This is a genomic window from Streptomyces europaeiscabiei (genome assembly GCF_001550375.1).
GTDB lineage: Bacteria > Actinomycetota > Actinomycetes > Streptomycetales > Streptomycetaceae > Streptomyces > Streptomyces europaeiscabiei.
Genome location: NZ_LRTR01000820.1, coordinates 19,851 through 46,494 on the forward strand (window position 1 = coordinate 19,851; position 26,644 = coordinate 46,494).

A 26,644-nucleotide genomic window follows, 5' to 3' on the forward strand; every position below is an offset into this window, starting at 1 on the left:
AGCTCACGTCGCCGATGTGTTGGGGCCCGCCTCTTCCCACGACTCGTTGAGAAGCGGGCTCGGCTTTCCATGCCAGAACACGTCCACACTGTCGCGTGCTCTTGTCGCCGCCACGAACAGCAGGGACCGAGCCCGTTGGATCTCCTGCCGGTGGCGGACCGGGTCCGTATCACGCAATCTGTTGACGGCCTCGCGGGGTACGAGTCCGGCCGCGACGCCCGCGATGATCATTCGCTGGTACTCCAGCCCCTTGAACCGGAACATCGTGCCGATGTGTACGCCGGTAGAGCCGTGCGGGCCGTCCGAACGGATCTCCACCGAGTCGATACCGTTCAGCTTGAGGGTGTAGGCCATCTCGGCCGCCATCTGATTGGTGGGCACGCAGATCGCGATCTGCTCGTGCGGAATGGCCAGGTCCTGGCCGGCGTCCCACTCCTTGATGAGCGCGGCCACGCCTTCCCGCTCGGCGGCCCAGTCCGGGAACGAGTGCCCGGCCGGGGGCTTTCCGCTGAGCACCGACCGATAGCCGGCCAGCGTTTCCTCGCTGCCGTCGAGGTCGTCGTACTTCGTCTCGCCCAGCACGCCGAGGGCGGAGCGCAGGATCTGTCGTGTCGTGCGGTAGCTGAGGCTCAGTTTCGAGGACCGGCCTCGGATGTTGATGCCCAGGCTGCCCAGCGTCACCTGGTTCTTGTAGATGCGCTGGTGGGTGTCGCCGACCAGGAACAGGTCGTCGGCGCCGCGAGGGGCCATCGCGCGCAGCATCTTCCAGTGGGCGGGGCGGAGGTCCTGCGCCTCGTCCACCACGATGTGCCGGTACCGGTGGCGCAGCCAGCCTCCTGAACCGTCCTGGAGGTGGATGTTGTCGAGGCCGCCCGCCTCCTCCTGCTGTCGGGCGATGTTCTGGATGCGCTGTTCGCGGCCGATCTCCAGCCGTGCGGCACGCTCTGCCACCTGGTCCCAGGTCTGCCGCCCGAGCCGGTCCAGCCGCTGGGTGAAGCGCTCGGCGAGCTGCCAGATCTCGGCGCGCTCGGCGCGGCCGATGCTCCTGCCGCGTCCGGCGCGCCGGGCCCTGAAGTAGTCGGTGCGGGTACCGACGGCCTGGCCGAGGATGACCTGCGTCCACTCGTCGTGCAGGAACTCCGCGTCCCAGCCGTCCTCCCCCAACTCGTCCAGCAGCCCGCGCCATTCGCGTACGGCCTGGCTGTCGTCGATGGCCTGCTTGCCGCTGCCCGGTTCTGCCTCGCGGACGATGCGCAGCGCCAGCTGGTCGACGTGGCTCACCTCCACCCGGCTCAGCAGCTCCTCGCCGCCAAGTTCCAGAAGCCGGGAGCGCAGGTCGGCGGCGAGGTTCTTGTTGTACGTGGTCAGCAGGACCGGCTTGTCCCGGCCCGGGGGAAGCTGCCGTACGAGATGCCGCACCCGGTGCAGGGCGACGATGGTCTTGCCGGTGCCGGGGCCGCCGCCCACCCGGGCGGGGCCGTTGTAACGCCGTTCCACCAGTCTGGCCTGGGTGGGGTGGAGGAAGACTTTCCAGCGGCCGAAGTCGCCGCTCTCCAAAGCCTCCCGCAAGGCGTCGTCGGTTGTGGTGACGACCGTCGCCGGCCGCCCGGCGGCGGCCTCGAAGTCGTCCGGGTCGACCGGCTCGGTGGCGGAGACCGGCCGGGTCACCTGGTCGAGGACGTCGTCGTACGACGCCCCGTCGAACAGGGCGAGGAGCACTTCGCCGGTGAGCTGCGGTGCGTACTCGACGAGTCCCAGCAGCTGGTCCTCGGTGGCGAGGGTGCGGATGACGGGCAGCAGGGGTTCGGCGACACCGAGGTCCGACAGTTGCTGGTCGGACCAGTCCGCGAACAGGGGACGGGTCGGCTCGGGCCGCGCGGGCGTGGATGGTTCGACGGTCGTCGGGGCTTGTGCGGGCGGGGCGGGGAGGCGGCGCAGGACGCTGTCCTCGACCACCTCAAGGTCCACGTACTCGATGCCGCCGGTGACCTGGTTGACGCCGTACGACAGCCGGTTGTAGACGTCCTTGCGGTGCTTGACGGAGACGATCAGCCAGTCGTCGTCGGCGAGCCGCAGCAGCAGCGCCCGGTACTCGTCGTTGACGCGGGCCGACCAGAGCCTGCTGTCGCCCTTGAGCTGCTGGAGTTTGAGCCCGGTGGTGTGGGGGTTGCTCCGGAACTTGTGCTGGAAGTCGAAGAACGCGCCTTTGACCGTGCGGGGGAGTTTGAGAATTTCCTTGTCGGCCTTGTCGAGCAGGCGCAGTGTGACGCCCGAGGTGTTCATCGCTTCGGCTCCCCGTCCCTGATGGTGTCGCTGTCGTGCTGTCGTTCCGTGAGCCGGGCGATCATCGCCGCCGGGTCCCATTCGGCGGCGGTGTGGACTGTCCAACCCGCCGCCGAGAACGCCTTGTCCCGGTCCTGTGCCTCGTAGTCCGGCTCGTGGCCGTCCGCGCGGGGTGCGAGGACCACGCCGATCCGGGCGGCGGGCCACGCCAGTTCGGCCTGCCAACCGTGGCCGTCGAGTTCGTAGCCGTCGTGAGGTGCCGACACCGCTGCGGTGGCCAGTGCGTGGGCGAGGTCGGCGAGCCCCGGCTCCTCCGGGTCGAGGTGTTCGATGACCCGGTCCCAGCCGGGATCCCGTACCGGTTCCACATCGCCGGCCACCGCGCCTGTCGAGTGCGTCGGTGGGACCGCCGCACCGCTTCCCATGGCAGGCACCGAAGGCGCGGGGACGACGCCGACGGAGGTGAGGTCGTCCACGGGCGAGGGCACCGGCGTACGTGTCGACGTCAGCCAGCCCTCCCCACCGGTCACGGTGAGCACCTCGGGGGCGAAGCCGTCGAGCATGCTCGACGTCAGCTGGGCACTGTCACCACCGCCGTGCTCCAGGAACTGCAGCACGTTGCTCCAGTACAGCCAGGCACGCCAGCGCCGCTTGTGGGTCGGCTCGTCGGCGAGGGCCGCGTCACCGTCGTCCAGGACGGTGAGCCCCGTCCACACGGGCGGGGTGCGTCTGCCGTCGGCGGCCAGCACCAGACGGCAGCCCGACGCGTCGGGGCCGGACAGCAGCCGAATGGGTCCGGTGCCCCCGGCGGGCATGCCGCCGCGCAGCGCTGTCCGGAGGCTCTCGCCGACGCCTTCGCCGGTGAGCGCGGTGGCACGGATCCCGTCCGCCCCGCTGATTCCGGCGGCAGCCGCCTCCGCTCGCCGCCTCCAGCGCTCCGGTTCGGGAGAGCGCAGATAGGCCAGCAGCAGCCGGGCCGGATTGACCCACACCGTCTCGGCGAGTTCACCGGGCAGGCCCCGGCCCACGCGGTCGTAGTAGTCGCGGGCCCGCTGCTGTCCGGGCGTGCCATAGGGCTCCCACACGGGGTCGGCCGGTCCGGCCCCCGCGTACCCCGTGTCCTTGATCCGCTGACGCCACTGCTTGACGTCGTGGTAGGTCAGCTGGAACACGCGAAGGCCGTCCGCCCGGAGCCGGGTGCGCTTCGTCGCATCGTCCGCAAGCCGGTTGTGCTCACGGGTGGCGTGGTACGCGTAGCCGTCGAGGTACAGGGCTACGCGCGGGCCGGGGGTGTCCAGCCGTTCGAGGAGTATGTCGGGCCGGGTGCCGTCCAGGGCGCGCTGCTGGGAGACACGCCAGCTCACGGTGGACCCGTCGGCCGCTGTGAGCCGCAGGTCGAGGGCGTACGTACCGGCGGAGGTGGTGTACGTGTCCGCCGCGGCCTTCGACTCGGCCAGTTTCGCCCAGTCCTGGAGGGTGTCGATGAAGAGGATCTCCAGGTCGCTCTCGGCCTGTCGTTGCAGCGGGATATGACGTGTCGTCGCCACCGGCGAGGTGCGCCACCCCTCACCGTCGGCGCCCAGCAGCTCGTCCAGCATCTGGCGGACCTCGCCCCGGCTGACCTTGTCGTAGTCGGCGGCAGGTACGCGCCGCAGCAGGCACTGGTGGCAGCCGTCGAGCCCCTTCTCGCGGCACGCGCAGCCCTCGATGACGTCCCGAGCCCTGAGCAGTACCTCCCGGAAGCCGTCGGCGGAGGCCAGCCGGTGCAGGTAGCCCGTGCCGCCCGGCAGCCGGTCGTAGACGACGAGGAAGCGCCTCGGCCAGTCCGCGTCCAGGTCGCCCGCGTGGTCGGGCATGGTCGCCTCGGCGATGTCGATGTGGTCGGGATCGCCGCCGTAGCGAGCCGCGATCCCCACGAACAGGGCGGCGGTGAACGACGCGAGCCGCTCCTTGACGCGTGCCACCGACGCGGGCAGCAGGATGCGCACGGCCTCGGTGGTCAGCTCGTGGGCGAGCAGCAGCGGCACGTCCTGGCCCTTGCCCTGCTGTTCGCCCGCACCGGTCACCGGCTTTCGGACGCGGCGGCGCGGGCACCACAACTGATGGTGCTGGGCGGCCGGCGTGCTCGCCGCCACAGACTCGGTGAGCGCGTGCTGCGGCATGTCCACCACCGGTCGGCCGTCGGCCGTGGCGCCGCCGCACTCGGTGCAGACGTAGAACGGGTTGAGCCGTACGTCCTGTCCGGCGAGCGGCACCGTGCTGCTGCCGTCCTCGCGGTCCAGCCCGAGGTTCAGTGTCCGGATCGTGGCGTGGCGGGTGAAGTCCACGCCGAACACGGCGGTGTCGTGCCGCCAGGAACCGGGCGCCAGACGGTCGGGGTCGATGTCCACGGTGGTGAGGACCGCGTAGCGCCTGCGGTCCCGTTCGTCGTGGTCGTCGCGGACCCGGGCGTCGTCGCGTTTGTCGCGGGACAGGACCCGCCTGGGCCGCAGCACACGCTGGACGCAGCCCGCGTCGGCGATCTCCCGGCCGTTGCAGCGCGGGCACGGGGCGGTGTTGTGCTCGGCGTTCTGCTCCTCGGTGCGGACGTATCCGCAGGCGGGGCAGAGCCGCCACACCGACCAGGCGCGGCGCTCGGGACTGCCGACGTCGAGGGCGCGCACCACGTGACGGTAGCCGTTGACGTAGAAGGCGTTGCCGGGGGCGAGTTCGGTGAGGGCCAGTTTGCGGGACCGCTCGTAGTCCCGCGTCTCACTGCGGTACACCTTGCGGACGGCGCCCTGCTCGGCGGCTCCCGCCCCGTCGGTGTCGTCCTCCTCGTCCGGGGTCTCCGTCCAGTACAGCGTCGCTTCCAGCTGGGTGGTGGTGTCCGTCAGGCTGTAGTTGGGCAGCAGCCCGAGGTCCACCAGGGTGGCATGGGCGCTGGACTGGCTCAGCTCCCGCAACAGGTCCCCGGCACCCCGCCGCTCGGCGAGCAGTTCGCGCCGCTCCCGGGCCTGCGACTCGTCGGACAGGGCCAGCTGCTCCGCGGCCTCGTCGATCGCCGCGATCCTGCGGCGCAGCTCCTCGCGCCGCCCCGTCCAGTCCTCCTCGGCCTCCTGCAACGCCCGCGCGATCCCGCTGGTCGCGTACGCCCGGAGTTCCTCCGCCGCGTACGCGGAGACGCCCGCCCCGTCCATGATGTCGGGGTCTTGCCCGCCGCTGTCGTCGGGAAACAGGGCCAGGAACTCCTCCACGAGCAACGCCCCGCGCGTTCGCGCGGCGTCCGCGAGGTCCTCGCACCACCCACTGGTGCCGAACAGGGCGGAGGACAGCCGGGGGAGCGGCGCCAGTACCTCGCCGTCGGAGGTCCGCAGCTCGCCACGGGCCGCCAGGTCCAGCAGCCGCGCCGTGTACTGGCGGCGCAGGATCTCCACCGCCGACAGGTAGCAGCCCGGCGGCAGGATGGTCCCGGCGATCATCTCGCGCGGCTCGTCCAGGTAGTACAGGTCGCGTGCCTTGCGTCCGCCGAACGCGACGACCAGCGCGTTGCCCGTGCGGCGTCCGGCGCGGCCGGCCCGCTGCACGTAGTTGGCGGGACCGGCCGGCAGGGAGCCGAGCAGTACGGCGGACAGGTCGCCGATGTCGATGCCGAGTTCCAGCGTCGGGGTGCACGACAGCACATTGGGGTCGGTGTAGTGCGTGCCCGCCTTGAAGGCGCGCTCGACGCGCTCCCGCTCGGGGCGGCTGAGCATGCCCGTGTGCTCGGCGGTCACCACGCGGAACGTGCCGCCCGTCAGGTAGAGGCGACGGTAGTAGTCGCCGGTGTAGTCCCGTTCCGGCACGAGTGGGCCCGAGCCGAAGCGGGACACCTCGGCCTCGGCGGTGGACCGGTCGGCCTGGGGCGCGGTCAGCCGGCCCTTGCACCGGTAGCGGGGGCAGGGATGCCCGTACCAGCGGGTGCGGCGCTCGGGCGCCACGACCTGCTGCCAGCGGCAGTCCTCGCAGCTGACGAAGGCCTTGTTGACGACGGCGTCGTCGAGGAGCCGCACCTCGATGTGGCCGGGCTGCAGCCCGTAGACCCGGGTCTGGCGGTCGCGGGCGGTCCGCACCGCGAGGACGCCCGCGTCGGCGAGGGCGGGCAGCAGCCTGCGCAGGTACTCGGTGGCTCCGGCGGCGTCCAGATCCAAACATCTGCGGGTCCAGTCCTGGTACCACCCCAGGCGTCCTGTGATCGAGTCGAACTCGGTCTTTTCCTTCTGCCCGTCCAGCAGGAATCGCGGCGGGGCGACTCCTTCGGGGAAGGCGGGCATGCCGTCCGGCCTGCGCCCGGAGATGAGATAGCGGTCGGAGCCGACTTCCCTGATCCAGGTGTCGAGCCAGCGGTGCCGTACCGCGCCGCGCAGCCGCAGCCGCTCCAGCAGGCCCCGGACGTAGGCGAGATAGCGCTCGGGTGTGGGCAGTCCCCCGACCGCCAGCAGTTGGCCGGGCAGTGTCAGGTGCACATCCCGCGCCAGGTCCGTGACCCGGCCCGGGTCCGCCACGGCGACCTCGGCGGCGGCGGTCCGGGTCAGCTCCAGGGTGCGGCCCATGCGGCTGCGCAGCCCGAACTCCATCACCGTCGCGAACGCCAGCCGTTCGCCGATCAGCCGCCAGGTCCGCGCGTCGCCGGTGCCGTGCCCGGACAGCAGCCGGTCGACGCCCGGCTCGTCGTGCAGATCGGGGGGCACCACGGCGGCCAGCGCCTCCGGGTCGTCCACCGAGTCCAGGACATGGCCGATCAGGTCGTTCAGCGTGGTCGGCGCACCGGACTCGTCCAGGTTGTGGGCGAGCAGCGAGCGGAGCGAGAACTTGTACGAGGCGTTGGCGACGTATCCAGCCCGGTGTGCCGCGTCCTGCGTGGAGTCGTTGAACAGCAGCGTCTTGCGCTCCTCCGGCAGGAGAGCGATGTCGCCGCCGGTGAACAGCTGGGTGACCGCCGCGGAGGCGAGGGCCGCCCGGGCGGTACCGAGGAAGCGGATGCTGTTGTCGGTGTGGCAGGCCGGGCACCGGTCGTCCTTGGCGGCCCGGTCGGCGGTCTTCTTGTCGAGCACGGCCAACGTGAACCAGGCGTCGACGAGATCTCCGTCGTCCCCGGTGGTCGGCAGTCGGTAGGTCCCCTGCCCACCGTCCAGCACCACCACCGACAACGGGTCGACGCCGCCGTCCGAGGGCCGTGCCCCGGTCAGGGCGTCGAGGGCCTGCCGTCGCTCGCGGGCGGTGGCGGAGATGAAGTAGCGGACGCGCCGCTTGTCCCGGCCCACCCCGGCCCGCCAGATCCGGTCCTGGGCCATCACGAGCTGCTGCGGGTCGGTCTCGGGGGACAGGGCGGCCCAGCCGGAGCGCCCGCAGTTGCGGCAGTACACGGCGGGCAGGTGCACCTGGGCCGGGCGGGGCGCGGTGTCGGTGCCCGGCAGCGGCTGTCCGCTCGCGGACGACGGATAGCCGCCGGACGAGGCGTCCGGGTCCTCGTCACCGGGCGGCGCGGCGTTGAGCGCGGCCCGGCGGGCGGCGGTGCGGTCGTCCTCGTACCAGCGGAACTCGGGGGTGCGGCCCACCCCGCGCAGCACCCGTGTCACGGGCCGCACCCACAGGTGTGCCTCGATGTGCAGCAGCGGCCGGGGCCTGCGCTCGTCGGAGTCCGGGTCACGGGCGGCCGACAGCAGTGCCACGAACCGGGACAGCGCCTGGAGCACCAGCCGCGGGTTCTCCCGCGCGGTGCGGCCCCAGGAGTAGCCGAACCGGGCGAGCCGGTCCCGCAGCGCCCACTCGTCGAGCGGCTCCCCGCTGAGGAGCGACAGCACACCGTGGGTGAAGTCGTGCCGCTTCAGCAGCCGACCGACGCGGAAGGCGTCCAGGCCGGAGCGGCCCAGCATCCGGGTGGCGAGCGCGTCCAGGTCGAGCAGGTCGGGCCGGGCCTCCACGTCCGGTCCGCCGGACACCGCCACGACCTCCTGCGGGGTCGGCGGTTCCGGCAGCTCGTAGTCGACGGTGCCGGTGAACTCGTCGGCGGTCATCCGCTCCTCGCCGATGACCGCGTCCGCCGGGAACGGCATCCCGAACACCCGCGCCGCCACGTCGAGGATGCCCTCGCCCTCCTTGCCCGGCGCACCCTCACCCAGCGTCGCCGAGGTCGCCACCGGGCAGATCGACCCCAGCGGTCTGCCGGGCCGGGACGCGCCGGTGGCGGCGGCCAGCCGGCGCAGCAGCATCGCCACGTCGGTGCCCTGCGCGCCGTCGTACGTGTGGAACTCGTCCAGCACGACGTACTCGGGCTCGGCGCCGTCCCACAGGCTGCGGTCCTCTCCCCGCTGCAACAGCAGGTCGAGCATCTTGTAGTTGGTGATCAGCACGTCGGGCGGCGAGTGGCGCATCTCCTCGCGTCGCGTCATCACCCGCCGGAAGTCCGTGTCGGGCCGGTCTCCGATGTACAGGCCCGCCGTCACCTGGGCCAGCTCCGGCCGCGCCAGGTACTCCCCGATGCGCCCGGCCTGGTCCGTGGCGAGCGCGTTCATCGGGTACAGCAGGACGGCCTTGATCCCGGCCCGCCCCTCGGCTTTCCGCCGCCGGCAGTGGTCCAGTACGGGGATCAGGAACGACTCGGTCTTGCCGGAGCCGGTGCCGGTGGTCACCAGCGTCGGCCTGGCGGGCCCGTGCAGCGTGGACAGCCGCGCCCAGGCCTTGGCCTGGTGCCGCCACGGGGCGAACCCCGGGAAACCGGCCGACCACTCCAGCTCCCGCCGCCAGTCGTCGTCGGCGACGTGGAACGGCGTCCTGATCCGCAGGTAGGGCCCGCGGAAAATACCGGTCTCGGGATGCCCGAGGAAGCGTTCGAGTGCGCCGCGGGTGTCCTCGTCGGCGAGGGCGTACGTCGTCGTGAGGTACTGCGTCAGACTGCCGCGAAGCTGCGCGGCGGCCATGGTGGGCTTCACGACGGTCCCCCTTGCGATGCCGGTGCCCTGGTGATCGATACCACCGTATAGGGGGTGGCTGACAGCCCCCTTACGGTGGTGAACCGGGCCTGACCTGGCTAGCCGGCCTTCTTCCAGTCGGCCAGTTCGTCGGCGAAGTCGCGGAACGACCGGTTGTTGCCGGTGGGGCGCGCGGTGACATGGCCGCCCTTGACCGCCTCTTCCATGATCTTGGGAGCGTGGGACTCGCTGTACGGAGGTTTCCCGAGGCTTTTGGTGAGGTGCTCTTTGGCCTTCATTATTTGGCCGAGATCGCGGCGGCGTTCGGCCTCCTTGAGCTGCCAGCCTGGTTTGACCTTGGGGAACGCTTCAGGGAAGAGCATCAGCCAGGCCTCCATCTCGTAGGCCGACAGGGCCAGAGCGGAAGGGCAGCACTCTTTGAAGGCGCCGCGCATCTCCTCGGTGATGCGCCGACGCACGCTGTCGTACTTCTCGTCGGCTACCGCGTCGAAATCGACGTGTATGACGACCCCGGCCAGTCTTGCCTTGTCCGCAAGGCCCTGAGCGAATCGCCTGATCTCCTGAAGGCGGGGAGAGAGCGTTGCCTGGGCACGTGCCAGCCGGACGGGCTTCCTCATGAACTTGACTTCCGGACATGACCCCGGGTAGAGCGCGGGAATCAGGTGCTGGAGTACCTTGCAGTCGTTCGGGTCCTCGCCGGCGACCACGATGACCGAGCGTTGACGGCCGCGTACGGGCTTCGGACTCACAGGGCACCCCCGAGAGCGCCCGAATACCAGAGATCGCCCAGCGGCTCGTACTCGGACTTCTCGACGACCCGCTGAATGTCCTCCAGGCTCCGAGCCGGGATGTGGGAGGCACCGCTCGCGAGCCGTTCGCACACGATCAATTCCTCGGGCTCCAGATCGTTGACGAGGACCGGGGAATGTGTGGTCACCAGAAACTGGCCGCGTGTACTGGCCTCGCGGAGCCTGAGCGCCAGAAGACTCAGTACATGTGGGTGGAGCCCGTGATCGATCTCTTCGATACATGTCAGCAGCGGAGGCTCCGGATCATGAATGACCGCGAGCATGCACAGGGCTCGGACTGTGCCCCAGGACGCGTCTGCCAGGCGGGTGCGCCCTCGCAGGCGATTCTCTTCCAGTTCCACTTCGACCAGGCCGGAGCCAGGCAGGAGGGACATATGGATGTTCCGGATCTGGGGGACCGCGCTCCTGATGTCCTCCAGGAGAAGCTCCCACGCGTCTCCGTGTTCCTGGAGGCCCAGCAGAAAGTCCGCCAGATTGGAAGCGTCGCCCTTGAGGTGCCGCCCCGACTCACTGATGGGGGAGGGCCGTCGGGCGGCCCTCACATCCGGGTCGAAGACCCGAATGCGGGAAAGGTGGTGACTCACTTCGCTGATGGCCTGGGCGGACGAACCGCCTTCCGGCCAGGGGACGATCTGGTTCTGGTGAAGGGCGGACACCATTCGGCCGACAGTGACCCGAACGTCCTCGCTGCCGGTCTCCGAAGGGCTGTTGATCACACAGGCAGTGCTGGTCAGTTCGGCTGACGACTCCGCGTTCGGACGCGGATGCTGGGTGAACCGCTCCTGTCGGTAGAGCACGTGCTCACGGTGTCGAGGTTCGGGGAGTCGGCGCTGCGAGACGCTCAACTCGTAGCAGTCCGGAGCTTCTTCCGATGCGAAGTCCGACCAGATGCCTTCGACTCCAATAGTGATCTTCGACATCGGACTCCGGCCGCCCCGGAACGCCAGGGCGTCGAACCCTCCGCGTTCCTCCAGCGCCGGCTCGATCCCCTTCCGGGTCACGTCCCCCAGGAACTCCAACGCGTGCAACACATTCGACTTGCCCGCCGCGTTCGGCCCGACCATGACGGTCAGGGGCCCGAGCGGCAGCTTCGTGTCGGTCAGGGTGCGGAAGTTGCGCACTGTGAGACCGAGTATCCGGTGGTTCAAGCCTCGCGCCCATCGTGGACCGGCCGGGTCACGAGGACCCGGGCATCGAACTGGTCGGCGCACGGCGGACGGTTCCTGAGGCAGGCTGCTGAGTGCCGCTCAGTTCCCCACGTGTGTCGTCCACTTGGCGCGTCCGACCACCGAGCATCACGAAGCGTACAACTTGCGTCACACCGTCACCAGGTACTTGCCCACTTCAGCCATTCGGACTGAAAGGGCTCTCTTTCCACACGCCGTGGCGTGAGCGGACCCTGGCGGGAAGGGAAAGCGCGCGGGCAGTGCCGAGGGGGAGCCGCGATGTCCGAACCGCTCTACGTTCCCGTTCTGCCGGTTCGGCAGCATGCCCGGATCGCCTACGAACGCCTCCGGCCCGACATACAGGCGGCGGTCGCGCCCCTCTGGAACCTCCCACCCACTCCAGGGACGACTCCGGCGCAACTCGAGAGGGCCCACTGGCAGAAGGAAATGCGTCGGGTGAGGGGCGTGCACCGGCGCCATCCGGGCTGGATCGACGCCCCGTTCGCCGAGGCCGCGCAGATACCGGCGCTCGCCGTGATCCTGGACGAGTGCACCGCACTCAACCGCCTGCTCCGCCCGGTGACCGGCCCCGAGCGGAGCGAGGCCCAGCAGACGGCCGTGGTGGAGACCGCCCGCCGCTGCGGCTGCGGAGTCGGTGTCCGTGTCCGTATGCCGGGCGAGTGGGACGGAGCCGTAGCCGAGGCCGTCGGCACACTGCTGGACCGGGTCGACCGGGAGGTGCCCGTCGATCTGCTGCTGGACCTGGGCGCCGTCCTGCCCGGCCGCCCCGACGCGGGAAAGGAAGCGCTGCGCGCCCTGGACGCTCTGGTGGCACTGGCTGACGACTGGCGGACCGTCGCCGTACTCGGCGGGGCGTTTCCCCACGTCGCGGACGACATGATGCAGTTCGGTGAGCCGCACGAGGAGCCCCGCGCCGACTGGGACATGTGGCACGAGATACGGGCGGGCCGCCGGGAGCGCCTCTCGCGGCTGAGATACGGCGACTACGGAGTGCAGCCTCCCGCAGCCCTTGCCACGGAGCCGGGGGACGGAGGCCCGCCCTGGGGCGTCCTCCGCTACACCACCGACCGCTCGTTCGTGCTGTGCAAGGTGGTGAACGGAGGGCCGGACCGAACGGCGGGCATCCGGGCCGCCGCCCACCGGATCCGCGATCTGCCCGACTTCCGGAAAGCGGTCGCGAGCGCCGGGGAGACTTGGCTGCGCGACTGCGCCGACGGGCCCATGACGGACAGCGAGGGCACCGGCACCCACACCCAGTGGCTCTGGGCAGGAAACGTCCAGCACATGACGTACGTCGTCCGGTCCCTGCCCGGCACCTGAACTGCCCTGGCGGAGGTGGCTCTCCGCTCGGTCCGATCCTGCTCAGCTCCACGAGCCGGTGTTACTGATCCATCGCTTCGGCAAGCGCATCGATGACAGGGGTCCATACTTCACGCTTGCCCTCGAATGTCAGCACACCCTCTCTTTCCTTTCCTGAGAAGCGGTGCGGCATCCAGTCGGGAGCCAAGTGGATCATTGGGCCATCAAGGGTCACGACTCCACGCTTCTGCAGCACGGTGATCACCTTCCGGAAATCCGGTCCTTTTATTGACTGTCGCCCTTCGAGCTTCTTGTCGAAGACGGCCGGGGTTCCCTTGTGTCCATGATTCCGGAGGAGGTTCATCAACATTTTGATGAACCGGAGGGCGCGTTCGTCCGGCTCGGCCCCGGGTAGCTCCATCGTCTTTTGGTGGGCGTACCACGGGTAGCCGAGAGAGATTCCTTCGGGAAGCCGGATCTCGAAGCTGTCGTCCGGTGGATTTCCGACGAGTTCCCCTTCGCACAGAAAGTGACCCGCCAGTTCGAATGTCACGTTCGCCCACCCGTCGGCCGGGCTGTTCGCGGTTCCGGTTTGCCGCAGGGAAACCTGTACCGTATCCGCAGAGACTTTCAAATCTCTGCATCGAATGAAGCAGTCCGGTCCGAAGTTTGCAGTTCCTGAAGAGGAAGCGACCGTGACCTTTGAGGGGAAGGTGAGTGAGAGGGAGGCCAGTGGGCCCTTGAGATCAATCACTCCGGTCTGGTCGAGGAAAATCTCGAAACTGAGACTGTGGCTTTTCCCGATACTCTCCCAGAGGGTCAACTCGCCGTTGACGGTGAGGATGTCGAGGTCGTCCTGCGTCGCGAGATGGGGGTCCGGCCCCGAAATGCTGGCTGAGACCTCTACGTCGTGGCGCTCGGAAGCCATCAGCGAAGAATGGAGCGCCGCGAACTGCCACTCGTCGATCATGAGATCGGCATCCTTGGCGGAGACGAAATCGAAGAGCAGGCCGGTGGACACGCCGACTTCCTGCAGCTTTTCACGGATTGCGGTGTCCGAGAAAAGCTGGGCGGCGATGTAGGCCGAGAAGACGGGGCTCGCCCAGTCCTGCTCGGAGCGGAACGGGTGGTCTTCGATGAATGGGCGGATCTTGTTCGCGTACTCGCCCCGCAGGGAGTTGTCGCACCAGGACAGGGAGGGCGGTGCCGTACCCATGAGGTGATGTGCGAGCCAGTCGATCTGCTCGGTCGGTGTGTAGACCTCAACGGGCGGAAGATTGAGTTGCTTGGCGAGTTCCTCGGCCTTTCTCTGCTCACGTTTCAGCAGTTGCTGAATGATTTGAGCGAGGACTTCGATCCTGCGTCCGTTTCCAACCTCTGCTTCGAAAGCGGTGCGAACCTTCAGGAGGTTTCCCCTCTCCAGGAGAAGGGAAACGGCGTCAAGTACCGGAGCGTATCCGACGAAAGATTCGGACTCGCTTCCGTCCACGGCTCCGGCAAGCGCACCGATAACGGTGTCCCGTGCCGTGATGTACGCCTCGCTCTCCTTGTTCTGCGCTTCACCCACCCGGATGTCAACGTACTTGTTTCGCTGCCCGGCGTCAAAATGAGAGATTTCGAACCAGTTGACGCCGCCTCCGGGGAGCTTTGCCCAAATATCCTCAAGGACTCGCTCCCGGCCGAACAGAATCAGTGAATGACTGCCGGAGGAAGCTTCGAAAAGTGTTTGAATGAATTCATGCCAAGAGGGCCCGGAAACCCTCATTCTCGCTTCGTCCAGAGCGTCGATCAGAATAAAAGCATTCGGATCCTCCGTGAGTTCCTCCAGAGCATTCGCTGACTTTCTGTAGTCGCGCAGTCTCGCTCGTAGAGCGTCCCCACTCACTGCCATGTCCCTGTTGAGCAACCACAAGGGGACCTTCTTGACGGCCGAAATCTGCTCCGCAAGTCGCGACTTTCCGGTGGCGCCTCGGGCGGAAATCAAGGTGATCTCTGGTGAATCGCTCCGATCCACCACCTTCAAGTTGGGTGGGACGAACGAGTTCCGTGATTCTGCAACATCAAAAGACTTACTTCCCTGGCCGACGAAGTTGCCGCCGGGCAGTAAGGTCAGGAGTTCATCGAATGAAATGATCTCGCCCATGATCTCGCCTATCTTTCCGTGATCGCATTTCTGTCATGTGGGGGCAACAGTTCGACCGGCTGGTGGTCCTCCGCCTCTCGAAACCGCGGCGACTTTGCTGATGCCGCGTCAGGGCTGAGCCTGCCATGACGAACGAGTCTTTCAGAAGGAGGAGAGCGGCATCAGTCGGTTCCCGGATCCGCAGACCGACTTGGGCTCGTCTGCCGCTGGCCCCCGCCCCGGCTCTTCGTCACCGGGCGGCTTGTGGGCGGTGGGTGGCGGTGCGCGATCGGCATGGGTGTCGGTGGCCTCGGTGCGCAGGATGGGCGGGCTGCTCTCGGTTTGAGTCACATGCCGTTCGCAGGGTGTTTGTAAATGTCTTGACTTGTCATCCGTGTGACCTCTAATTTCCCAAGAGTGATCAGAATATTACGCAGCGTGCGCAAGGGGTACCGGAGTAGACCGGTGCCCGGTGTCGGTCGGGCGGTTGTCGCCGCGTCCCTCCTCCTGCTGACGCAGGGGCAAGTGGCCGTCGCCACCGCATCCGAGGCGACGTCCTGTCCCTCCGCGACGGGTACGACCGAGTTGACCGTCTCCGACGTGCCGGAGGGGACCTCCGCGACCGACTGTGGGCTGGTCGGACAGGTGGTTCGACTCGACGGTGTGGGTGTGGTCATTCCGCGGCCGGGTGTGGGTGTGGCTTTGAGCGCGGTCACCGTAGATGGCAGCGCGCCCGAGCTGACGGTCGAGGTATCCGAGTCGGGGGTGATTTCCTATGGATCGGAGCAGGCGGGGGATGCTTCGACCACGGAGGAGGACTCGACCGAGGCTCTTACCGCCGCGCTCGGCCAGTGCGAGGACATCTCCTACGACACCAAGTCCTATGCCGAGTGGGGGACGTACAACTGGTACGTCGGCGACGGAGGCATGCCCGGTGCTCTGACGAAGAGCGAGGCCGCGACCGCCTTCACCGACGCCATCAACAACATCACCGGCTCGTACAACACCTGTGGCCTCGACGACGAGGTGGGCGCTTCGGCGTCCTACAAGGGAACCCACACCTACGAGTCGGACGTCGACAGCAACGGCAACTGCACCGACTACGACGACGTGAGCACCTGGGACGCGGGGAACCTCGACACCGGCAGCCTCGCGATCACCTGCGTCTGGTACTGGCCCGTCACCTTAGACCTGTTCGAGGCGGACGTCCGGTACAACACCAACGACTACAACTTCACGGACAACGTCACCAGCAGCTGCTCGGACAAGTACGACCTGCGGGGCGTAGGCACCCACGAGGCCGGGCACGTCTTCGGCCTGGACCATGTCGAAGGCGCCGATCACAGCAATCTCACCATGTACCCGAAACTTGGCGAGTGCACGGAGAAGTGGCGCACGCTCGGCTACGGTGACGTGCGCGGCCTGCGCAGCCTCTACTGACATGAAAGGGGCACACATGACCACCGCGTCCCGTGCTCGCGGCCGGCGGGTGCCGCAGGGCATCCTCACAGCGTTGTTGCTCCTCTCGGTGTCGGCATGCTCCGCATCGAGCAACGACGGGGGTTCCGCCTCCTGCGCCGACGGTGTCCAGTTCCGCGGCGAGCTCTACACCCGGGTGTCCCACCAGGACTTCACCGTGGGCGACAAGGTCGAGGGCGTACAGGAGAACAGCTGCGACGACACCGGTGACGAGTCGTCGTCGGAGTCCACCGACGCGCAGTCGTTCACGGCCTTTCGCATCGGGGAACTCGACGCGGAGGTGGCCATCGCGGTGAAGGACACTCCTGCCAACCCGGACCGCGAGGACGGGCTCCACCTGTATGTCCTGCAGCAGGACGGCGGCCACCCGAAGAAGGCGAAGGAGTTCCTCGACTCGGGGCGTTGAGCCGGGTTCTCGGACAACTGACGGGGAGAGGTACGAGCCGGGGGTACGCAGGCTCGCCCTCCTCGTCAGAAGTCCATGTGTACGTCCATGTGTATGTGTGGGCCGCGGTGGCCTGGTGCCTGCCGGGGCCGCGTTCTCATCGCACGCGTACTTCCGCCCACACCGTCTTCCCCGGGGCGCCGGCACGCGGGTCGACGGCCCAACGGGTCGCCAGCTGGGCGACGATGAGCAGGCCCCGCCCCGACTCCTCGTCGCCGGGCGGCTCCTGGGCGGTGAGCGGCGGTACGCGTTCGGTGCGGGTGTCGGTGACCTCGACGCGGAGCGTGCGCGGGCTGCCGCCGGTCTCTGACAGCCGTACGTGGAAGTCCCGCCCGGTGACATACCCGTGCCGTACGGCGTTCGCGGCCAGCTCCGAAGTGATCAGCGCCAGCGTCTCGTTGGCGTCCCCCGTGTACGGGTGGCCCCAGGAGTCCAGCCGGTGCGAGACGAGACGACGGGCGAGGCGCGCCCCGCGCGTGGACGACGTGAACCGCATCGCGAACTCGCGGACCGGGCGCGGTGCGGCCCCCTGGGAGGGGGAAGTTTCGTTGTTCATGTGGTCCACGCTGACGTGCCGGTTTTACGGTGGCGAGATACGACGTGCACACGGGCGGTCGCTGTACGTGGCGGGTCGGTGGGTGTAGGCGGGGCGGAGCGTGACGGCCGGCGCGGGGGCGCGTTGGCCGGGGAGGCGGTGCGGGAGATGAGCGAGTTGTCTGGATCGGCCGAGGAGGAGTCCGGGGCGGAGGGGGATGAGCGGGAGCTGGGGGCGGGTTCCGGGATTCTGCGGGTCTTCGGGCGGCAGTTGAAGAGGTTCCGGGTACGGGCAGGGCTGGAACGGGCCGAGTTCGGTTCGATGATGGGCTACTCGGTGTCAACGATCGCCGCGTACGAACAGGGGCGCCGGGTGCCGCCGCCGAAGTTCATCGACCAGGCGGATGAGGTGCTGGACGCGGGCGGGGTCCTCCAGGAGATGAAGGAGGAGGTTGCGCGGGCGCAGTTTCCGGCGTTCTTTCGGGATGCGGCGCGGTTGGAGGGGGAGGCGGTTGAGCTGCATGTGTACGCGACCCAGGCGGTGCCGGGCCTGTTGCAGACGGAGGAGTACGCGCGGGCGGTGTTCGGGATGATGCGTCCGCCGCTGGACGAGGACTCCGTTGAAGAGCGGGTTGTGGCCCGCCTCGCGCGGCAGGAGGTCTTCGCCAAGCGCCCCGAGCTGCTGATGAGTTCCGTCATCGACGAGTCCGTGTTGCGAAGGCCGATCGGCGGCCGAGGAGTGTTGCGCGGCCAGTTGGAGCAGATCCTGCTGGCGGGACAGAAGCGGACGGTTGAGATTCAGGTAATGCCCCTGGGCAGCGAGGAGAATGCTGGCCTTGCTGGCCCATTTACCTTGATCGAGACGAGCGAAGGGCGCAGGATCGCTTACGTTGAGGTTCAGAACGTTAGCCACGTACACACTGAGCGACGGCCCGTGAAGGGGCTTGAGGTCAAGTACGGGATCCTGCGTGCGCAGGCACTCACGCCTCAGGCGTCGCTCGCCTACGTTGAGAAGCTGCTGGGAGAGCTATGAAAGCCAAGGTACGGGAGCACGAATCTGGGCTTGTTTGGGCCAAGAGCAGTTACAGCAGTGAGGAAGGCGGCGAGTGCGTCGAGGTCGCCGTCCGCCCTCACGTTGTCCGCGTCCGCGACTCCAAGGGCATAGCCCGCCGTGGCGTTGCGGTCGATGCGGCGGCTTGGACCGCGTTCCTTACCCTCGTCACTCGATAAGAGCTTGTTGTGATGGACCCCGAAGGCTGCCACCGACGCCAAGTGTCGGGGGCAGCCCCGTGCCCGGGTGCGTCTGCTGGCTACCTTGCTGTCCCCTCCTGCCGGGGCGGGGTCCATCGCCTAGCAGCGATCTCCGTGTCGAGCCGCTCCTGGAAGTACTTGTGAGCCTCTCTCAACTCTGTTTCTCGGTCCGCCTTGTAGAAGGGGGATTCATACCCTTCGGGTGGCGCGACATTTTGGGGTGTCTCGAGATGCGCCATGAGTTCGGTGTATGTCTCCTTGGACTGTCCGTGGCCCTGCGCCCGATGGTTGGCTGTGATTTTCCGCCGGCGCGCATCAAAGTACATTTCTGACTCGTAGTCGGACAGAACAGGATAGCGAGACTTACAGATAGCGACGAGCTGGTCAGCCGTGATGCCAAGCCATACGGAGACCAACGCGTCGATTTCGACAAGTGCGGCTCTCCGCTCATATTCGGAGCGCAACGGGGTGTCGTACTCCCAATCAGGGTTAAGGTGTTGGGAGAGAGGGCTCGCGTTAGGCCATTCCCTAGCCCAGCCTTCATGGTGGGGCCAGCTAGCGTGAAACTGTTCAGCCCATAGGGGTGCGTAAGCGTCCGTGAGGCAGTTCAGTAGTAGCGTGCGCACCAGGAGCGCTTCAGTGAGCGGGTGGTTAAGTTCGGGGGCTGGCATGCCATTAACCTCCGCTGGGTGGAGGTTCGCCTTGCCTGTGATGCGGAGCAAGTAATCCATCGGGATTCCGGCCCAGAATCCAGAATGTAGAATGGTCTCTCTATTGCTCGCCAAGGCCATGCTGTAGATGCCGTCAACGTGCATGACGCCGGGGGGAATTATTGAAGCGAAGAGGCTTCGATCTCCATCGAAGGAGATCATCTTACGCCATGCGAGTCGATACATTCCGAAGTGGGGAGAATCGACTTCCTCTGTCTTTTTCACCTTCTTGTAGTTCGTGCGCTGTGTTTCGTCGATTTGGGCCTTGGTGAGATCTACGGGAAGCCAGTCCTGCACACTTCGGCAGGGGATTTTGGGACATTTGTAGAAGGGGTTGGCAACGCCAATGTGGGCACCTTGCAGGACGACGTCAGTGGCGTGGTGCGGCCTCTCCTGCTGCCAACGGATTGTCCCGGCATCTCTTGCGGATTTCTCATTGAGGCCGGAACTGATAGAAGTTCTGTCAATCGAAATTCTGTGCGGGTGAGTGGCGAGCGCGTCGATAGCACCCTGCTCGGCTGAAGTGACTGGGTAGAGCAGGGGTGTGTGGTCGATCGGTGTTTCATCTTGGGCGGTAAGGGACCGCCAATGTTTGAGCAGGTCGTCGGACACTTCAATGATTCTGCTGCGATGGGGCCGGATGTCCCATTTTCCTTTGTACTTGATTCCAGGGATCGGACCATCGTCGACTTCGAGTGAAAGGGATCGAGTTAGAGTGTCTGGGGTGAAGATCCAGCTGGCGTTGTGGAATAGGATATCCCTGCGATGGCCATAGATGTGAACGCCAAATTGTCGTGTCCATTCGATATCTGTGAATAGAAGGAGTCGATTGGAGAAGTGTGCGTGAAGTCGTAGATGCTTGTAGGTTGCTGATCGTAGATACCCTTCTTTTGTGCCTCCGAAATGTGTATCAGGGTGAATTAGCCCTGAGATGCCAGTCTCATTGCTGTTGTTCCATGCTTTGCACATGAAGGCGCGATATAGGTCGGGCTGTGTGCCCGCGAGGATTGGGTACAATGCTGCGCTGCCCAGTGTCGATACCGCTCCGAAGTTGGAACTCAGCTCATGCAAGTAGTATCTGTTACTGGAGCTCAAGGTCTCGTGCTTTCGGAGTCGCCACTCCTCTGAGGTCGGTTTCTCTGAAAGAGCAAACCAGGGGTCAACCTCTGCCAATACGAGGTCCTCCTGCCACCTCGGCCTCACCCACGGCGGATTCCCCACCTGCAAATCAAACCCACCCCGCGCAAACACCTGCGCGAACTCCAACTCCCAGTGGAAGAACCCCTGAGCCTTCGCCACATCCTTCGCCATGCCCGCCCACAGGAACCGGTTCTCCAGCCACTGGAACCGTTCCATGCCCATCCACTCGGGCAACTCGTCCTCGTACACCGACAGGTCGTCCAGCGTCTCGAACGTCGACACCAGCGACTCGCTCGGCACATCCTGCGTACCCAGCAACGCCTCGGCGAAGTCGAGCCAGTCCTCCAGCGCAGCCAGCGGAATGACCTCCCGGCGCTGCCCCTTGACCTGCTCCGCGCGGCGCCCGGTACGGCGGCGCGACACCGAATCGCGCGTCAGCGTCATCTGTTGGGGCTCGGCCTCGAAGCCGGGAAGCGCATCCACATCCCAGGCCATCAGAACCCCGGAGTCCCCCGCACCAGCCTCCCCGGCCGCAGCCGAGACCCCCGCCGACTCGAACTCCGCCGCCCGCTCCGCCAACGCCTCGGCCCGCGCGTACCGCTCATCCGTACCGTCCAGCAGCGCAGCGCCCTGCACAGGCCAGAACCACAGCGCGCACCACGTGTCCATGAGCGTCTTGAGCCGCCAGTACGGCGTGTCCTCGGCCTGGAGGTCGGCCAGTACCTCGTCCCGCTCCACCACGACTTCCGGCTGCCGCAGCCAGTCACCCTCCGCGCCCCACACCCGGATGTGCCGCGAGATGTCCCGCTCCGACAGCTCCAGCCGCCGTACGACCAGCTCCCACAGGTACTCGGCCCGCCGGGCCAGCCCCTGAAGGCGGGCCGTCTGCCGGGCCGTCGGTGACTTGGTGATCGCCTTCCGCCACGCGCCCAGCGCCTTCGCGGCCTCCGGAGCGAGGGCCCGCGCCTCCTTCTCGGCGGCGACCGCGCCCCACTCCTTCGCCGGGAGGAGGAAGTGGTGCACCGAACCCTCCGGCAGCGTCGCACCCCCTACCGCGTCCGCCAACGCGAACCGCTCCGGAGTGGTCCCCAGCCAGCCGCCCTTCTTCAGACGATCGGCGTCGTACACCTCCCGCCGCCCCCCGATCAGCGAGTTGCCGCGCCGCAGGTGCAGGCCGAACCAGGGGGCCTCCATGCCGGGGTGCATCGTGTTGAGCCACAGCGACACCTCGGCCAGCTCCACGGCCGTCTCGTTGAGGTCGACGCCGTAGGAGTTGTGCAGCGCGATGTACGCCTTGGCCTTCTGGAGTTCGACGGCGTACTGCTCGGTGTCGATCGACCGGCCCAACTCACTCTGCCTGCGCCGCAGATACTCGGCCGAGACCTGGTTGATCGCCTCGTTGAGGAACGCGCCGGAGCCGAGCGCCGGCTCGCAGATCCGCCAGTTCAGCAGCTCCTTCGCCTCGGTCTCCTCGGTGAGCAACTGCTGGAGGGCCAGCTGCACGGTGACCTTCGTCAGCGACTCCGGCGTGTAGTACGAGGCGGAGGTCTGGCGGTCGCGGCCGGAGAGGCGGTACACGAACGAACCCGGGGCGTACCGCATCCGGACGTCCTCGCCCGTGTGCCGGTCCCGGCGCCGTACGAACACCGACTCCGGGTACTCGTCGATCTTCGACTTGGGGACCAGCCACGAGCCGTCCTTCGGGTCGCCGCCCTTGGCGACCTCGTACAGCTCCTCGCCCGCGATGAAGCCGCTGTACGACATCAGGCCCTCGTACACCGCGCCGAGCTGGTTGATGCCGAGCTGGGCGTACGAGATGAAGCCGCCGCGTTCGCCCCGCTTGCCCCGGGTGATCATCAGGCTGTGCAGCACCTGGTGGAGCGTGGCGTTGCGCAGCCGGGTGTCGAGGTGGCGGACGGACTCGCCCCGAGCGAGGGCCTCGTCGGAGTCGTGGCGGGGGTCGGGGAGGCTGTCGTCGCCGATCAGCCGGATGGCGTCTCGTTCGAACAGCTTGCTCTTCAGTGGTTCGAAGCGCAGGCCGACGTCCTCGCTGGTCTTCGCGTCGAGGTCGACTGGGGGCATGTCCACGCCGTGGGTGCGGCGCGGGCGGTAGCCGTCCTGGACCTTGCCGAAGAGCAGGTCCAGGGACTCGTATAGGTAGAAGCCGTTGCGGGCGGTGTCGCTGATCGGCTCCCGGTCGGCGATCAGCTCGGCGAGCCGGCCGAGGCCGTACCCCTGCTGGTACTCGGGGTAGTCGGCCGGCAGGATGCCCAGCTCGGGGCGGGCCTCCGCGTAGAGGAGGAACAGGATCCGGTAGAGGTAGCGCAGCGACTCGCGGGTCAACCGGCGGCCCAGTTCGGGGAGTTCGCCGATGTCCTCGGGGTGCAGGCCCTGCTCGCGCAGCCGTTCCAGCACCTCGTTCGCGATCAGCTCGACGCTCTTGCGCAGGCCGTCGCGCAGTTCGCTGGAGACCCCCACCGCGTGCTTCGCGGACTTGCCGACGAGTTCCGCGAGCGGGTTCTCGCCGCCCTCCTCCGGCGTGCGCAGCGAGTCCGCGCCGAACAGCGCGGCCACCGTGTCGAGTTCGCCGCCCGCCCTGGTGTCGTTGCGCTGGAGCGCGGTGTCGAGGGAGACGCCGAGGTAGCGGCCCTCGCCCCACACCGCGCGGTCGGCGAGGACGATCACACCGCCGCCGAGCAGCAGCACGTACCGGGGCGGCCGGTCGCCGTCGACCTCCTCACAGGCGAACAGGAACGAGGCCAGCTTGGATCCGGTCTCGACGGGTGCCGGGCCGTCGAGCGGTACCGGTTCCAGCAGGCGTCCCCGTCCCTTCGGGTCGAGTGCGGCGTCCGGTTCGGCGGCCCAGCCGCAGTCCACCGCGACGAGGCCCTTCTCGGCGTGCGCGACCGGGATCTCGTACGTCTGCCCCGCGCGCTCGACGGTGAGCGTGCGCGGCTTCGCGTCGTACCCGAGGGCGCGCAGTACCTCGGCGTTGAGGACCTGTACCCGCTCCCGCCACAGGGGGGCGTGGTACGTCAGCGTGTCGTCGTCGGTGTCGCGTACGGCGGGGATGCCGTCCTCGTCCTCGGGAAGGGCGAAGAAGGACCGGGCCCGGAAGTAGTCGCGGCGCAACTCCCGCAGCCCGGCGCGGGGGGTCACCGGCAGCTCGCCGCCGCCGGGCACCGCCGTGGCGAGCACATCGGCCTCCGGGGCGGCGGCGCCCCAGGCGGGCGGCTTCGCCGCCTCCTCGCGTTCCTTCCACGCCTGCAACAGGCCCGACTTGAGGTCCTTCGGCAGTACCTCGGCCAGATAGTGGGCCGAGAAGTAGTCGCCGCGGTTGACCAGGGAGTCGTACGTCATGGCAGAACTTCTCTCAGAACCGGGACGGGGACGCGGCCGGGGCGGTGAGGGAGACGAGCGGCGGGCCGCCGTCGCCGTCCTTGCGGTCCGGGTCTGGCACGAGCACCGCGAGGACCCGCAGCAGCGGCCGGCCGGTTGTCAGCAGGGAGTCGGCGAGATCGGCGAGGCGCTCCTTCGTGCGCTCCCCGGCGAGGGTGGCCTGCTGCCAGGTGCCGAGCCGTCGCTTGTACTGCTCGATGGGCTCGCGCAGCGGTTCGTCCCAGGCGTCGCGGTGTGTGTTGAGGAACGCCTCGGCGGTCTCCAGCACCCTGGGGAGGGCCTTGCGCAGCGGCTCGGGGTCGCGGTAGCGGAGCTTGTTCGCCATGGTGGGGCCGACACCGCAGCGGCGCAGCAGCGCCACCATGTCGTCGTCGACCAGGCCTTCCTTGCGTCCCTCCAGCCAGGTGACCCCCATCCACTTCACGACCGTGGGCCTGCCCAGCTTGTTCGAGTACACGCCCTGGACGAGATAGATGGGCTCGCCCACGTTTGCGGTGATCATCGGGGCCTCCTGGCGGCCCATTCCGACGAGGACCTTGTCGGTGAGCCACTCGACGACCGGGTGCAGGTCCGTCAGCAGGGAGATCTCCGGCCAGCTCGACGTGGACGACTCCCGGGCCCGCTGGAGGGAGTGTTCGGCGAGGCGGCGGTTGAACGTCACGAGCACGCGCTCGCGCAGTCGCTGCTCGCGCAGGTAGTCCAGGGGGAGCGCCTTGAGACGGTGGACGAGTTCCGTCGGCGGGCGGAACGAGAGCAGTCCCGACTGCTGGTCGCGGTCCAGGTCCAGCCGCTCGCGGGCGTCCGGGTAGACCTCGCGCAGCGCGTCGTCCAAGAAGTGGGCGGTGGAGTCGAAGAGCCGGGGGAGCACGGGGCTCGCGGCTGCCCGGCCGCCCGACGACTGCGTACTGGGAGCGGGGCCGTCCGTGTCCACGGGGCCCGCCGGTGGCGCCTCCTCGCCGACCGGGCCGAAGAAGTCCGCGAGGAAGTCGTCCAGGCCCGCGTCCTCGCCGTCCGCGCCGGAGCGGCGGGTGTCCAGGGACTCGTCCACGGTCCGGCCGCGCAGCAGATCCTGGATGAGGGACTTCTCCTCCGCCTCCGCCCGGTACAGGCCGGTCACCGCCTCCGCCGTGCCCAGGGACCGGTGGGCCTGGTCCTCGCGTTCCAGCAGCCGCTCGGCGACCACCGTGTCGTCCTTGGCGCCCTCGACCTCGCTGGTCAGGATCAGCGCGCGGAACTCCGGGGGACTGGCCTGCCCGTACCGGTCGATACGGCCGTTGCGCTGTTCGATACGGATCAGCGACCACGGCACGTCGTAGTGCACCAACTGGTGGCACTGGCGGTGCAGGTTGACGCCCTCGGAGGCCACGTCACCGGTCACCAGGACCCGTACGGGCGTGTCGGCCAGGCCGAACTCCTCGACACAGGCCATCTGTTGCTCGTCGGAGAGACCGCCGTGCATGATCCGGACGCAGTCACGGGCGGCCCGGCCCTTGAAGCCCAGGGCCGCGGGCAGCACCTCGGCCAGCCACTCCAGGGTCTGCACGCGCTCGGAGAACACCACGACCCGTTCGTCCGACCCGGGCCCGACACCGATCTCCTTGCGAAGCTGGCGCACCAGGGCGGCGAACTTCGCCGAATCCGACTCGGCCAGGTCGGCGGCCAGCTCCGACAGCCGGTAGAGGGCCGCCAGTTCGGCCGCGGTGGCGCGCGGGTCGTCCTTCTTCTCCAGGGTCCTGATCCGTGCGGAGACCGTGGCCCGCAGCGCCGCGTGGGAGGACAGGAACGACTTCAGCAGCGTGTACGGGAAGAGGGGCACCGAACTCACCGAGGTGCCCCCGTCACCGGGCAACCAGACGGCGGCCAGCTCCTCGAAGATCTTCTCCTCGGCGGGGGTGGCCGGGCAGCGCACGGAGTGGGAGGGGCCGCGGTTCGCCCACTGGCCCTTCATCTGCTCGCGTACCTCGGGGCTGATCTTCGTCCGGCGGATGAAGAGGTGCTCGATGTCGGCCGCGCGGTAGTTCTCCGGGTCCCGGATCGCCACCGGGTCAAGGAGGCCGATCAGCTCGGCGAAGGATTTCGCGTCGCCGTTGTGCGGGGTCGCCGACGCCAGGATCAGGGCGTCGGTGCGGGGGGCGAGGGTGCGCGCGAGCTGGTTGCGCAGGGAGCCGCGGTTGATCAGGTTGTGCGACTCGTCGATGACGACCGCGTCCCAGCGGATCTGCTCCAGATGGTGCCGGTACTGGTCGGTGTTCTTCAGGGTGTCGATGGAGACGATGACCCGCTTGAACGAGGTGAAGGGGTTGCGGCCGGCCGGGATCTCCCGCTGGATCCGCTCGATGCCGACCGAGTCCAGCCGCACCAGCGGGATCGCGAACCGCGTCCACAGCTCGTGCTGGAACTGCTCCAGCACGTGCTGCGGGGTGACGACCAGGATGCGTTCGCCCCGGCCGCGACGGATCAGCTCGGCCAGCGTCAGACCGATCTCCAGGGTCTTGCCGAGGCCCACCACGTCCGCGATCAGCAGTCGCGGGCGGAGGTTGGCGCCGGACAGGGCCAGCTCGGCGGGGCGCCGCTGATACGGCAGCGGGTCCATCAGGAACGAGTCGGCCAGGGCGAGCCGGCGCTCCGACTGGGGCAGCGCGGTGCGTCGCAGGACCGCCTCCAGGAACAGCCGTGAGCGGCGGTAGTTCGGGGAGTCGTCCATGACGAGAGTCGTCTCACGAGGGTCGAGCAGCTCGATGCGGTCCAGGCCGGAGAAGAACACGGCCTCCTGGTCGCGGACGAACTCCGACACCCCGACGACCTCGATCCGGGTGCCGTCGTCGGCCGTCGGCATCGAGCTTCTGACCAGCCACTCCTCGTCCCGCACGACCACCTGGGCACCGGCCGGGTACTGGTCGTGGTGCCGCTCCTGGCCGGTCGTGGCGCCGCTCTGCTCCGCACTGGTCTGGACGGCGGTCACCCGTGGCCTCCTGAGGCGGTTCGGTCGTACGTCGTACACGGTCGGGCACCCTTCAGGGCCCGCCCATTATCGCG

The 26,644-nt window shown here is 68.1% G+C and carries 13 protein-coding genes; 5 read left to right on the plus strand and 8 right to left on the minus strand.

Annotated elements, in window-relative coordinates; translation table 11 throughout:
• Positions 1–3: 3 nt before the first annotated feature.
• The 4 genes from AWZ10_RS40920 to AWZ10_RS40935 form a co-directional block, all read right to left on the minus strand.
• The gene (locus tag AWZ10_RS40920) at positions 4–2,283 is read right to left on the minus strand and encodes a UvrD-helicase domain-containing protein (protein WP_060893616.1); all 2,280 of its coding nucleotides are present in this window, start codon (positions 2,281–2,283) and stop codon (positions 4–6) included.
• Positions 2,280–9,233, minus strand: coding sequence for a DEAD/DEAH box helicase (locus AWZ10_RS40925; protein WP_060893617.1), 6,954 nt, complete (start codon positions 9,231–9,233; stop codon positions 2,280–2,282). Before AWZ10_RS40925 ends, AWZ10_RS40920 begins: the two co-directional genes overlap by 4 nt.
• A gap of 98 nt (positions 9,234–9,331) precedes the next feature.
• Positions 9,332–9,940 (minus strand): hypothetical protein, encoded by a 609-nt coding sequence (locus AWZ10_RS40930; RefSeq protein ID WP_060893635.1) that lies wholly within the window; start codon positions 9,938–9,940, stop codon positions 9,332–9,334.
• A 38-nt stretch (positions 9,941–9,978) separates the two neighbouring features.
• Entirely contained in the window at positions 9,979–11,163 is a 1,185-nt protein-coding gene (locus tag AWZ10_RS40935; RefSeq protein WP_244172720.1) for an AAA family ATPase, read from the minus strand.
• 324 nt (positions 11,164–11,487) lie between these two features.
• Here AWZ10_RS40935 and AWZ10_RS40940 point away from each other — a divergent pair, with 324 nt between their 5' ends.
• Positions 11,488–12,549 carry a beta family protein gene (locus AWZ10_RS40940; RefSeq protein WP_060893619.1) on the plus strand — a complete coding sequence of 354 codons (1,062 nt, stop codon included), beginning with the start codon at positions 11,488–11,490 and terminating at the stop codon, positions 12,547–12,549.
• A 61-nt stretch (positions 12,550–12,610) separates the two neighbouring features.
• Here AWZ10_RS40940 and AWZ10_RS40945 read toward each other — a convergent pair whose 3' ends face one another.
• A complete protein-coding gene (locus tag AWZ10_RS40945) occupies positions 12,611–14,671 on the minus strand; it encodes a hypothetical protein (RefSeq protein ID WP_159058541.1) in 2,061 nt (686 codons plus the stop codon).
• 444 nt (positions 14,672–15,115) lie between these two features.
• Here AWZ10_RS40945 and AWZ10_RS54640 point away from each other — a divergent pair, with 444 nt between their 5' ends.
• Both AWZ10_RS54640 and AWZ10_RS40955 read left to right on the plus strand, forming a co-directional pair.
• On the plus strand, positions 15,116–16,090 hold the full coding sequence (locus AWZ10_RS54640) for a matrixin family metalloprotease (RefSeq protein ID WP_244172721.1): 975 nt from the start codon (positions 15,116–15,118) through the stop codon (positions 16,088–16,090).
• Between the two features lie 16 nt (positions 16,091–16,106).
• On the plus strand, positions 16,107–16,535 hold the full coding sequence (locus AWZ10_RS40955) for a DUF6281 family protein (protein WP_060893621.1): 429 nt from the start codon (positions 16,107–16,109) through the stop codon (positions 16,533–16,535).
• 136 nt (positions 16,536–16,671) lie between these two features.
• Here AWZ10_RS40955 and AWZ10_RS40960 read toward each other — a convergent pair whose 3' ends face one another.
• Entirely contained in the window at positions 16,672–17,130 is a 459-nt protein-coding gene (locus AWZ10_RS40960) for an ATP-binding protein (protein ID WP_060893622.1), read from the minus strand.
• Between the two features lie 147 nt (positions 17,131–17,277).
• Between AWZ10_RS40960 and AWZ10_RS40965 the strand changes: the two genes are divergently transcribed.
• Both AWZ10_RS40965 and AWZ10_RS49235 read left to right on the plus strand, forming a co-directional pair.
• Positions 17,278–18,141 carry a helix-turn-helix domain-containing protein gene (locus tag AWZ10_RS40965; RefSeq protein ID WP_060893637.1) on the plus strand — a complete coding sequence of 288 codons (864 nt, stop codon included), beginning with the start codon at positions 17,278–17,280 and terminating at the stop codon, positions 18,139–18,141.
• Positions 18,138–18,338: a DUF397 domain-containing protein gene (locus AWZ10_RS49235; protein WP_079104645.1), complete on the plus strand. Its 201-nt coding sequence runs from the start codon at positions 18,138–18,140 to the stop codon at positions 18,336–18,338. The genes AWZ10_RS40965 and AWZ10_RS49235 overlap by 4 nt, the downstream gene beginning before the upstream one ends.
• A gap of 80 nt (positions 18,339–18,418) precedes the next feature.
• On the opposite strand, the gene AWZ10_RS40970 is transcribed toward AWZ10_RS49235, so the two are convergent.
• Both AWZ10_RS40970 and AWZ10_RS40975 read right to left on the minus strand, forming a co-directional pair.
• On the minus strand, positions 18,419–23,569 hold the full coding sequence (locus tag AWZ10_RS40970; protein WP_060893623.1) for an Eco57I restriction-modification methylase domain-containing protein: 5,151 nt from the start codon (positions 23,567–23,569) through the stop codon (positions 18,419–18,421).
• Positions 23,570–23,582: 13 nt separating this feature from the next.
• Positions 23,583–26,570, minus strand: a complete 2,988-nt coding sequence (locus AWZ10_RS40975) for a DEAD/DEAH box helicase (protein WP_060893624.1) — start codon at positions 26,568–26,570, stop codon at positions 23,583–23,585.
• Positions 26,571–26,644 lie beyond the last annotated feature (74 nt).

Coding starts and splice junctions, on each gene's coding strand:
- AWZ10_RS40920 (WP_060893616.1), bottom strand. CDS start 2,283: ATGAACACCTCGGGCGTCACACTGCGCCTGCTCGACAAGGCCGACAAG.
- AWZ10_RS40940 (WP_060893619.1), top strand. CDS start 11,488: ATGTCCGAACCGCTCTACGTTCCCGTTCTGCCGGTTCGGCAGCATGCC.
- AWZ10_RS40945 (WP_159058541.1), bottom strand. CDS start 14,671: ATGGGCGAGATCATTTCATTCGATGAACTCCTGACCTTACTGCCCGGC.
- AWZ10_RS40955 (WP_060893621.1), top strand. CDS start 16,107: ATGACCACCGCGTCCCGTGCTCGCGGCCGGCGGGTGCCGCAGGGCATC.
- AWZ10_RS40960 (WP_060893622.1), bottom strand. CDS start 17,130: ATGAACAACGAAACTTCCCCCTCCCAGGGGGCCGCACCGCGCCCGGTC.
- AWZ10_RS40965 (WP_060893637.1), top strand. CDS start 17,278: ATGAGCGAGTTGTCTGGATCGGCCGAGGAGGAGTCCGGGGCGGAGGGG.
- AWZ10_RS49235 (WP_079104645.1), top strand. CDS start 18,138: ATGAAAGCCAAGGTACGGGAGCACGAATCTGGGCTTGTTTGGGCCAAG.
- AWZ10_RS40970 (WP_060893623.1), bottom strand. CDS start 23,569: ATGACGTACGACTCCCTGGTCAACCGCGGCGACTACTTCTCGGCCCAC.